Annotated in this window: 10 protein-coding genes and 1 rRNA gene; all 11 read left to right on the top strand. The window is 70.3% G+C overall.

Annotated elements, in window-relative coordinates:
* Positions 1-87 (top strand): 5S ribosomal RNA (gene rrf / locus ACIQVZ_RS12965); the annotation flags it as partial.
* 98 nt (positions 88-185) lie between these two features.
* A complete protein-coding gene (pgsA, locus tag ACIQVZ_RS12960) occupies positions 186-806 on the top strand; it encodes a CDP-diacylglycerol--glycerol-3-phosphate 3-phosphatidyltransferase (protein WP_402449449.1) in 621 nt (206 codons plus the stop codon).
* Between the two features lie 124 nt (positions 807-930).
* Positions 931-3,426, top strand: a complete 2,496-nt coding sequence (locus ACIQVZ_RS12955; RefSeq protein WP_063350200.1) for a mannose-1-phosphate guanyltransferase — start codon at positions 931-933, stop codon at positions 3,424-3,426.
* Positions 3,427-3,594: 168 nt separating this feature from the next.
* The gene (locus tag ACIQVZ_RS12950) at positions 3,595-4,689 is read left to right on the top strand and encodes a DUF881 domain-containing protein (RefSeq protein WP_350879018.1); all 1,095 of its coding nucleotides are present in this window, start codon (positions 3,595-3,597) and stop codon (positions 4,687-4,689) included.
* Entirely contained in the window at positions 4,686-5,018 is a 333-nt protein-coding gene (locus ACIQVZ_RS12945) for a small basic family protein (RefSeq protein WP_030062488.1), read from the top strand. The genes ACIQVZ_RS12950 and ACIQVZ_RS12945 overlap by 4 nt, the downstream gene beginning before the upstream one ends.
* Positions 5,002-6,108 (top strand): DUF881 domain-containing protein, encoded by a 1,107-nt coding sequence (locus tag ACIQVZ_RS12940; protein ID WP_402449447.1) that lies wholly within the window; start codon positions 5,002-5,004, stop codon positions 6,106-6,108. Before ACIQVZ_RS12945 ends, ACIQVZ_RS12940 begins: the two co-directional genes overlap by 17 nt.
* A gap of 568 nt (positions 6,109-6,676) precedes the next feature.
* Positions 6,677-7,219, top strand: a complete 543-nt coding sequence (locus ACIQVZ_RS12935) for an FHA domain-containing protein (protein WP_402449444.1) — start codon at positions 6,677-6,679, stop codon at positions 7,217-7,219.
* A gap of 179 nt (positions 7,220-7,398) precedes the next feature.
* Complete coding sequence (locus tag ACIQVZ_RS12930; protein ID WP_402449472.1) at positions 7,399-8,094, top strand: MerR family transcriptional regulator; 696 nt, start codon at positions 7,399-7,401, stop codon at positions 8,092-8,094.
* A gap of 134 nt (positions 8,095-8,228) precedes the next feature.
* Positions 8,229-8,705, top strand: coding sequence for a bifunctional nuclease family protein (locus tag ACIQVZ_RS12925; protein ID WP_063350203.1), 477 nt, complete (start codon positions 8,229-8,231; stop codon positions 8,703-8,705).
* Between the two features lie 240 nt (positions 8,706-8,945).
* Complete coding sequence (locus ACIQVZ_RS12920) at positions 8,946-9,590, top strand: MerR family transcriptional regulator (protein WP_402449443.1); 645 nt, start codon at positions 8,946-8,948, stop codon at positions 9,588-9,590.
* Positions 9,591-9,683: 93 nt separating this feature from the next.
* Positions 9,684-10,406 (top strand): vancomycin high temperature exclusion protein, encoded by a 723-nt coding sequence (locus tag ACIQVZ_RS12915; protein ID WP_402449441.1) that lies wholly within the window; start codon positions 9,684-9,686, stop codon positions 10,404-10,406.
* Positions 10,407-10,437 lie beyond the last annotated feature (31 nt).

The raw sequence follows: 10,437 nt of genomic DNA, 5'->3' as shown, positions 1-10,437 counted from the left end.
GGTTACATTCCGAACCCGGAAGCTAAGCCTTACAGCGCCGATGGTACTGCAGGGGGGACCCTGTGGGAGAGTAGGACGCCGCCGAACAATTATTCGAGAGAAGCCCCCGCCGGGTGAACCTGGCGGGGGCTTTTCTGTTGTAGGGTCAACGTGCATTGTCGTCACACGGGACAGGAGGCCCCCGGGTGGAGGTCCAGGAGACGCGGGTCCAGACCGATCGCGTCCTCACCATCCCCAACCTGCTCAGCATGGGCCGGCTGGTCGGTGTTCCGCTTTTTCTCTGGCTGATTCTCTGGCCGGTTTTCGATGGCCCCAACAACGATGGTTGGGCGCTGCTGATCCTGATGCTGAGCGGTGTCAGCGACTACCTCGACGGGAAACTCGCGCGGCGATGGGGACAGGTCAGTCGGGTGGGGCAGCTGCTCGATCCGCTGGCCGACCGACTCTACGTGCTGTCCACGCTGGTCGGTTTGACCTGGCGTGAGATTCTTCCGTGGTGGGTGACGGCGATTCTGCTGGCCCGGGAAGTGTTTATCGGCGCGCTGTTGCCCATTTTGAACCGGCACGGTTACGGGCCGCTCCAGGTGAGTTTTCTGGGGAAGGCCGCGACCTTCAATCTGATGTACGCGTTTCCGCTTCTCCTGCTCGGCAGCGTGGACAGCTGGATCGCGCGGCCGGCCGAGGTGGTGAGCTGGGCCTTCATCTGGTGGGGGACCACGTTGTACTGGTGGGCCGGTATTCTTTACGCGGTTCAGGCCCGGCGGATCACCCGGGCGGCCTCGACGGGCTCCGCGTCCGCAGTCTGAGACGTGATCTGAGAGAAGTCCCACGCCGTATCGGTGCGTCGGACGATACCTTCCGGGTAGGGATCCCTCTGGAACGGTTTGATGGACCTGTAGGTCCACCACCGCAAAGGAGGACGCACCCGTAATGAAAGCCGTTGTCATGGCAGGGGGCGAAGGAACCCGACTCCGCCCGATGACCTCCAGCATGCCGAAGCCGCTGCTTCCGGTCGCCAATAGGCCGATCATGGAGCACGTGCTTCGGCTGCTGAAGCGGCACGGCCTCTCCGACACCGTCGTCACCGTCCAGTTCCTGGCCTCACTGGTCAAGAACTACTTCGGTGACGGCGAGGACCTGGGCATGCATCTGACCTATGCCCACGAGGAGACGCCGCTAGGCACCGCGGGGAGTGTCAAGAACGCCGAGGACGCGTTGAAGGACGACTCCTTTCTGGTGATCTCCGGTGACGCACTCACCGACTTCGACCTCTCGGAATTGATCGACTTTCACCGCAGCAAGAACGCGCTGGTCACCGTCTGTCTCACCAGGGTGCCGAATCCCCTCGAGTTCGGTATCACGATCACGGACGACGACGGACGGGTCGAGCGCTTCCTGGAGAAGCCGACCTGGGGACAGGTCTTCTCGGACACTGTGAACACCGGTATCTACGTGATGGAACCAGAGGTCTTCGACTACGTCGCAGCAGGTGAGTCCGTCGACTGGTCGAGTGACGTCTTCCCGCAATTGTTGAAGGAGGGCAAGCGGGTCTACGGCTACGTCGCCGAGGGCTACTGGGAGGACGTGGGCACCCACGAGAGCTACGGCAAGGCCCAGGCGGACGTCCTGGAGGGCAAGGTCGACGTCGAGCTCGACGGGTTCGAGATCTCGCCGGGCGTCTGGGTGGCCGAGGGCGCGGAGGTGGACCCGGAGGCGGTGCTGCGCGGGCCGCTGTACATCGGGGACTACGCCAAGGTCGAGGCCGGCGTCGAGATCCGCGAGCACACCGTGCTCGGCAGCAACGTGGTGGTCAAGCGCGGCGCGTTCCTCCACAAGGCGGTCGTGCACGACAACGTCTACATCGGGCCGCAGAGCAATCTGCGCGGCTGCGTGGTCGGCAAGAACACCGACGTGATGCGGGCCGCCCGGATCGAGGACGGCGCGGTGATCGGGGACGAGTGCCTGATCGGCGAGGAGTCGATCATCGGTGCGAACGTCCGGGTCTATCCGTTCAAGACCATCGAGGCCGGCGCCGTCGTCAACACGTCGGTGATCTGGGAGTCCCGCGGCCAGGAGCACCTGTTCGGCGTGCGTGGCGTGTCGGGGATCCTGAACGTCGAGATCACCCCGGAACTGGCCGTGCGGTTGGCCGGCGCGTACGCCACGACCCTGAAGAAGGGGGCGACCGTCACCATTGCGCGTGACCACTCGCGTGGTGCGCGTGCGCTCAAACGGGCGATGATCTCGGCGCTCCAGACGTCGGCCATAGACGTCCGCGACCTGGAGAACGTGCCGATGCCGGTGGCCCGGCAGCACACCGCGCGGGGAAGTGCGGGCGGGATCTTCCTGCGGACCACGCCGGGGGTGCCCGACTCCCTGGACATCCTCTTCTTCGACGAGCGCGGGGCCGACCTCTCGCAGGCCGGCCAGCGAAAGCTGGACCGCGTGTACGCGCGCCAGGAGTACCGGCGGGCCTTCCCCGGTGAGATCGGGGACCTGACCTTCCCGTCCAGCGTCTTCGACTCCTACGCGGGCAACCTGCTGCGGGCCGTCGACACCACCGGGGTCCGGGAGGCCGGACTGAAGGTGGTCGTGGACACCGCGCACGGCAGCGCCGGCCTGGTTCTGCCGAGCATCCTCGGACGGCTCGGAGTGGAGGCGCTCACCGTCTCCAGCGGGCTGGACGAGGCGCGGCCGACGGAGGACGCGGAGGAGCGGCGGGCCGGGCTGGCCAGGCTCGGCGAGCTGGTGGCCTCCTCCCGGGCGGCCTTCGGCGTCCGCTTCGACCCGGTCGGCGAGCGGGTCGCGTTCGTCGACGAACTGGGCCGGGTGATCGACGACGACCGGGCGCTGCTGGTGCTGCTGGACCTGGTCGCGGCCGAGCGGCGTAGCGGGCAGGTGGCGCTGCCGGTGACCACGACCCGGATCGCCGAGCAGGTCGCCGCGTACCACGGCACCCAGGTCATCTGGACCACGACGACGCCGGACGACCTGGCGAAGGCGGCCGCCACCGAGGGCACGGTGTTCGGCGGGGACGGGCGCGGCGGTTTCGTGGTGCCGGAGTTCAGCGGAGTGCTGGACGGGGCCGCGGCCTTCGTGCGGTTGGTCGGCCTGGTGGCGCGGACCCAGCTCACGCTGAGCCAGATCGACGCGCGCATCCCGCAGGCGCACATCCGTCGCCGGGACCTGGCGACGCCGTGGGCGGCCAAGGGGATGGTGATGCGCTCGGTGGTCGAGGCGGCCGGCAGCCGGCGGCTGGACACCACCGACGGCGTCCGGGTCGTCGAGGCGGACGGGCGCTGGACGCTGGTGCTGCCGGATCCCGCCGAGGCGACCACCCACCTGTGGGCGGAAGGTCCGGACGACGAGGCCACGGAGGCGCTGCTGGACGAGTGGGCGGCGGTGGTCGACGGCGCCGGGAGGTGACGACACCGGCCTGATCGTTCGACGGTCCTGACGGTCGGGGCGCGCGGCATGGTCCGCGCGCCCCGCTGTCCGTTTTCACACTGTTCGCAATGATCCGTCACTTTGTGTCGTGAGTGCAGCTCAGGGGGTGTGCGTGGGCCCCTTCGCCGACGTGGGACGATGGTCCGCATGCCAGCGACGCCGACGCCGAGTGCCCCGAACGGACGGTACAACCGTCCGGACGCCTCGATGTCCCTGCTGACCAACGTCATGGACCACAGCCTCGACGAGGGCTACGCCGAGGCTGCCGCGGCGCGGGGCGCAGACCACGACAGCCGGATACCCAGGACGGCCCGAGGCCTGCTCACGCTGGGCGCCGGGCTGGCGCTGGTCGGGGTCGTGGTGACGGTCGGCGCGGTGAACGCGCACAAGGCGGAGCCGACGCTGGCCAAGGAGCGGGACGCGCTGATCCACCGGATCAACGACACCAACGGCTCGGCCGACCACCTTCAGCAGCAGGTCCAGGACCTGCGGCGCAAGGTCGAGAGCACGCAGCAGCAGGCGCTGGCCACGGGCGACGGCGACCAGGGCGGTCTGACCGGCGCGGTGGGTCTGGGCGAGGTTTCGGGGCCGGGCGTCAAGCTGGTCCTGGAGGACGCGGCGGGGACCGGCGGCGGGGGGAACGTCGATCCGCGGGCCGGGCAGGGCTTCTCCAACAGTGGCCGGCTGCGGGACCGCGACCTCCAGCTGGTGGTGAACGGCGTGTGGGGATCCGGTGCGGAAGCCGTGGCGATCAACGGTCAGCGGCTCACCGCGCTCTCGGCGATCCGGGCCGCGGGCGAGGCGGTGCTGGTGGACAACCGGCCGCTCGTCCCGCCGTACAACATCCAGGCGATCGGGGACGGGCCGAAGCTGCTCACCGCCTTCGAGAACGACATGGCCGGGCAGTACCTGCGGTTGCTCCAGGAGAAGTACGGCATCAAGTCGACCATGTCCGCGCAGAAGAACCTGACGCTGCCGGCCGCGGTGGGCGTGACGCTGCGGACCGCGCAGCCGGTCACGTCCGAGCCCTCGCCCCCGGCGTCCCCGTCGGCGGCTCCGGTCGCGCCGACGCCGCCACCCACCGCCGGAACCTCCGGGAGCCCGAGCGCGTCCGTTTCACCGTCTGCGGGCAGCACCGGGCGGCGTACGCCGAGCGGGTCCGCGAAGACCACGACAGCCCACTCGTCCACGACGGCCCCGCCCGGGTCGTCGTCCGCAGGGACAGGAGCAGCTAGACCGTGATTGCCGTACTGGGTCTCGTGATCGGGGTGGTCGTCGGACTCTTCGTCCAGCCCGAGGTGCCGGACGCCGTCGTGCCGTACCTGCCGATCGCGGTGGTGGCGGCGTTGGACGCCGTGTTCGGCGGCGTCCGGGCGATGCTGGACGGGATCTTCAACGACAAGGTGTTCATCGTCTCGTTCCTGTCGAACGTGGTGGTCGCGGCACTGATCGTCTTCCTCGGTGACCAGCTGGGCGTCGGCTCGCAGCTGTCCACGGGTGTGGTCGTCGTCCTCGGCATCCGCATCTTCTCCAACGCGGCCGCGATTCGGCGCCATGTCTTCCGCGCCTGAGTCGGGCCGCGGGGCGGCGGAGGAGCACCCGGACGGCGGCGGGAAGGCCTTGGAACGGGCTGCCGAGGCGCCGGGGCCGGAGTCGGCGGCCGAGGCGGGCCCGGTCGAGCCGGTGGACGGGGCCGCAGAGGTCCAGCACGCCGACCAGGCCGAGGATCCGGAGGAGCCGGGGAAGGCCGAGGGGCCCGAGGAACAGGCTGCGGCGAAGTCTGACGCTAAGCCTGAGCTTGATGCGGAGGCGGCGCCCGCGCCCGTGGTGCGGCTCGTGAAGGCCGCAGCGCCTGCGTCCGAGCCTGCGTCTGAACCCGAGCCTGAGTCCGAGCCCGAGCCCGAGTCCGTGGTGGAGCCGGCCGCCGTGGACCGCAGTGCGGGACGGCGGCGCCTCAAGGCAGCTCTGTGGCCGCCGCGGATGTCGCGCGGGCAGCTGGTGGTGGCGCTGCTGCTGTTCTCGCTCGGCCTGGGGCTGGCGATCCAGGTGCGGTCGACCAACGACCACCACAGCCAGCTCCGCGGGGCCCGCCAGGAGGACCTGGTGCGCATCCTCGACGAACTGGACAGCCGTCAGCAGCGTCTCCAGCAGGAGAAGGCGGAGTTGGAACAGTCCCTGGCCAAGTTGGAGAACAGTTCCAACCAGGCCAAGGAGGCCCAGGAGCAGACCAGGAAGAAGGCGACGGAGCTCGGCGTGCTCGCCGGCACCGTCAAAGCCACTGGTCCGGGCATCGTACTCACGGTCGATGATCCCCAAGGGCAGGTGAAGGCAGATATGCTGCTGGACACCCTGCAAGAACTTCGAGCGGCGGGGGCGGAGGCGATTCAGATCAACGATGTGCGCGTGGTGGTCAACACCTACTTCACCGACGTGTCGGGCGGCGGGGTGCAGATCGACGGGAAGAAGGTCTCGCAGCCCTATCGGTTCACCGTCGTGGGGAACCCGCAGGATCTGACACCCGCGCTGAACATCCCGGGGGGTGTCGTCCGTACTCTGGAGAGTCACCAGGCGCGGGCGACGATCACCCAGCAGCAGAAGGTGGTCGTGGACGCCCTCGTGGATCTGAAGACGCCGCAGTACGCCAAGCCGGCTTCGAAGTGACGGGGCGCCCGACGAACGGCCCGTCACCTGCGGGCGGCACCCGGTGCGGGGCGCCGCCGTCGCGTCGGCGAGACTGGGTCGTACCAGCACGCACCGGAGCACCAACCGCAGTACCAACCATCGGAGTACCACTCCAGCAGGCCCGATCCGCAATCGGGTCCGCGGCCTGTCCGAGGTTCTCACCCTGCCCCGCGGGCGGGTCTGTCACACGCAAGGGGATTCGCCCGTGAGTTTCTTCTCGAAGTTGTTCGGTCGTAACAAGGGCCGTGGCGCGGCTTCCGTCGAGGCGCCGACCGCGCGGCACCGCCGGCCCGAGGACGAGGCCGTTGTGCCGGGCATGCGCCCCGCCCCCGAGGGGGCGCCGTACGCCGAGCAGCAGCTGTTCCGGGACGGTGCCGCCGCCCAGTACGCCGGGAATCCGGTGGGCGGCTACGGCGCGTCGGTTGACCCTTCCGGCGACCCGCGCATAGGTTTCCAGTCAGGACCCTCAACCTCTGGTGGAGGGTTTGCCCCGGACCCGTACGCCGGGCACAACCCGTCGGGTGTGCCGCGCCAGGAGGCTGTGAACATGGCTGGCCCCACTCCGTGCCCCAGGTGCGGCAACCAGAACCCGGCCTCGGCCCGGTTCTGCTCCAACTGCGGTACGGCCCTGCGCGGTGGCCTGCTTCCGGAGGGGGCGGCGGAGACCACGTCGACCATCTCCATCTCCGGCCTGGAGTCGTACGACCCCAACACCACGACCGGCACCGGCGCCACGCCGGCCCTGTCGGCCGAGGTACTGTCGGCGATCGACGCGCTGCCGCCGGGCTCGGCGCTGCTGATCGTCCAGCGCGGTCCGAACTCGGGTAGCCGCTTCCTGCTGGACTCGGACGTCACCACGGCCGGCCGTCACCCGCAGGGCGACATCTTCCTGGACGACGTCACGGTCTCGCGGCGCCACGTGGAGTTCCGTCGGACGCAGGCCGGGTTCAGCGTCGCGGACGTCGGCAGCCTCAACGGCACCTACGTCAACCGGGAGCGGATCGACGAGGTGTCGCTGAACAACGGTGACGAGGTGCAGATCGGGAAGTACCGGCTGGTGTTCTTCGCCGGCCACAACCGGGGGTACTGAACCCAACGTCGGTAGGAGCCCGAGTGAGTACGAATACCCCTTCATCTTCTCTCGGGGCGGCCACCCCCGCATCGTCCGGTCCGCAGACGGACCGCGGCGGGCGCGGGGTGGTCGCGGGCCCCAGGCAGCCGCTCCGCCCGGACCGGCCGGGTGGGCGGCGGCGCGGCGGCGACGAGCTGCTGAGCATCGGCGCGGTGTTGGCCTTCCTGCGCGACGACTTCCCCGAGGTCACCATCTCCAAGATCAGGTTCCTGGAGGCGGAGGGGCTGGTTGAGCCGCAGCGCACGCCCTCGGGGTACCGCAAGTTCAGCCCGGCCGACGTCGAGCGGCTGGCCTACGTCCTGCGGATGCAGCGTGACCACTACCTGCCGCTGCGGGTGATCCGCGAGCACCTGGACGCCATCGAGCGCGGTGAGGCACCGCCCGCGCTGCCGCCCTCCGCCGACGCCCGGCCCGGGCCGGTGGAGGAGGCGGACCGGGAGCTGGGGGCTTCGGCCGACGTCCCGTCCGGAGTCCGGCTGGGGCGTGCCGAACTGCTGGCGGCCGCCGAGTCCGGGGAACGCGAGCTGTCCGAGTGGGAGTCCTACGGTCTGGTCGCGCCCGGTCCGGACGGCGGGTACGACGGCGAGGCGCTGCAGGTGGCCCGACTGGTCGCGGAACTCGGCCGGTACGGGCTGGAACCGCGGCACCTGCGGGCCATGAAGGCCGCGGCGGACCGGGAGATCGCGCTGGTGGAGCAGGTGGTGGCGCCACTGCGCCGGCACCGGAACCCGCAGACCAGGGCCCATGCCGAGGCCACCGCGCGGGAGCTGGCGACACTGTCCGTGCGGCTGCACGCGGCGATGGTCCAGGCCGGTCTGCGCAGCCGCGGATAGCGCCTCCCGCGGGGTTCCCACGGGGTTTCCGCGGGGTGGCCGTCCAGACCCCGGGCGGCCCGGGTGCACCGCGCTGACCAGCGGCGTCGGCCCTGCGCTTTCATATCCGGGGCCTGAGCCATAGGGTTGCCTGTGTGAATGAGCTCGACGTCGTGGGTGTCCGAGTGGAGATGCCTTCCAACCAGCCGATCGTGCTGCTGCGGGAGGTCGGGGGCGATCGGTACCTGCCGATCTGGATCGGTCCCGGCGAGGCGACCGCGATCGCCTTCGCCCAGCAGGGCATGACGCCGGTCCGCCCGCTGACGCACGACCTGTTCAAGGACGTCCTGGAGGCGCTCGGGCAGCAGCTCACCGAGGTCCGGATCACCGACCTGCGGGAGGGCGTCTTCTACGCCGAGCTGGTCTTCACCGGCGGGGTCGAGGTGAGCGCCCGGCCGTCCGACGCGATAGCGCTGGCCCTGCGCACCGGTACGCCGATCTACGGGAGCGAGGAGGTGCTCGCCGAGGCGGGCATCGCGATCCCGGACGAGCAGGAGGACGAGGTCGAGAAGTTCCGCGAGTTCCTCGACCAGGTGTCGCCCGAGGACTTCGGGGGCAGCGGCCCGCAGTAGTAGTGCGGACCGGATTTCTCTACAGGCCAGGCCGTTGTTTGGCTTGCCGTTTTGCCAAAAACCGTCGACCTACCCACACTAGGGGCACGAAAAACCACTCTCCTGAGTGATGTGGTTTGGCTGGCCCGGCGTGGCGATCGTTGACGGGTCATAGGGGACTGCCTACCGTCAGGAGTGGCTGTCCGGGTGACCGATGCCCGCAGTTCGGGTTGCCCGCAGCACCAGTGGACGGAGGCAGGCATGAGCAGCACCGGCGATGACACGGCCGTGGGAGGCCTGTGCGCCATGCACCTGCCGCGCACCGCTCGCACCGTGACGGACCTGCCCCGGGTGGGCAGGTTCCCGGCCGTGCAGCCCGGTCAGCCCGCCATCGAGCGGCTGGCCCCGACGTCCGAACTGATCGGCTACCGAGGTCCGACGGCCTGCGCGGCGGCCGGCATCACGTACCGCCAGCTGGACTACTGGGCCCGCACCGGTCTGCTGGAGCCCAGCGTCCGTTCGGCGTACCCGGCCACCAGCCAGCGGCTCTACAGCTTCCGCGACGTCCTGCTGCTCAAGATCGTGAAGCGGCTGCTCGACGCGGGCGTCTCGCTGCAGAACATCCGGGTGGCGGTCGCCCATCTGCAGGCGGCCGAGCAGGGCGACCTGGCCGGGATGACGCTGATGTGCGACGGCGCGACGGTGTACGAGTGCACCACGCCGCAGCAGGTGGTGGACCTGCTGAAGGGTGGTCAGGGGGTGTTCGGCATCGCGGTCGGAGCGGTCTGGCGGGAGCTGGAGCTGACGCTCGGGCGGCTGCACGCGGAGCGCACCGACACCGGCGAGACGCTGGTCGGCCACGACCCGTCCGACGAGCTGGCCCAACGGCGCAACCGGGCGGTCTGAACGCAGAACTGACGAGGCCGCGGGCCCGGACGGGGAACCGTCCGGGCCCGCGGCCTCGTCGTTGCGCCTGGTGAGGCGATCGAGGGAGGACACGTGGGGTTCGGCACCGGGATAGCGGGTCTGCTGCGGCGTCGGGGCGGGCTGCTGAAGGTCCGGCTGCGGCGGCGGTCCGTGCAGCGCAGGGCCTTCCAGGCGGCGACGGTGCTCTGCTCGCTGGCGCTGGCGCCGAGCGCGTGGCTGTGGTGCTCGGCCGGGGACCGGGTCGGCACGGTGGCCAGCGTGCCGACCGCGCCGGTCGCGGTGGTCTTCGGCGCCGGGCTCGACCAGGGCAAGCCGTCGCCGTACCTGGAGCACCGGCTGAGCGCGGCGCTGGACCTGTACCGGGCGGGGAAGGTGCAGGCGATCCTGGTGACCGGCGACAACGGCCGGGACAGCTACGACGAGCCGGACGCGATGCGGACGTACCTGATCGAGCACGGGGTGCCGGCGGTCCGGGTGGTGGGCGACTACGCGGGTTTCGACACCTGGAACTCCTGCACCCGGGCCCGGCGGGTCTTCGGGGTGGAGCGGGCGGTGCTGGTCAGCCAGGACTTCCACGTCCGCCGGGCGCTGGCCCTGTGCGAGGCGGCGGGCATCGACGCGTACGCGGTCGGGGTGCCGGAAGTGCACGACGGCACCTGGCTGTACGGCGGGCTGCGGGAGATCCCCGGGGCGGGCAAGGCGGCGGTCAACGCCTGGCTGCGGCCGGACCCGCTGTTCCTCGGCCCGCAGGAGGACGGCATCCCGAAGGCTCTGGCGGACGCCGCGCAGCGCTAGGTGTTCTGACCCGGCCTGGGCCCCGCCCGGG

It is taken from the genome of Kitasatospora sp. NPDC098663 (assembly GCF_044760075.1).
GTDB lineage: Bacteria > Actinomycetota > Actinomycetes > Streptomycetales > Streptomycetaceae > Kitasatospora.
This window is presented reverse-complemented; position numbering and strand designations above follow the sequence as displayed.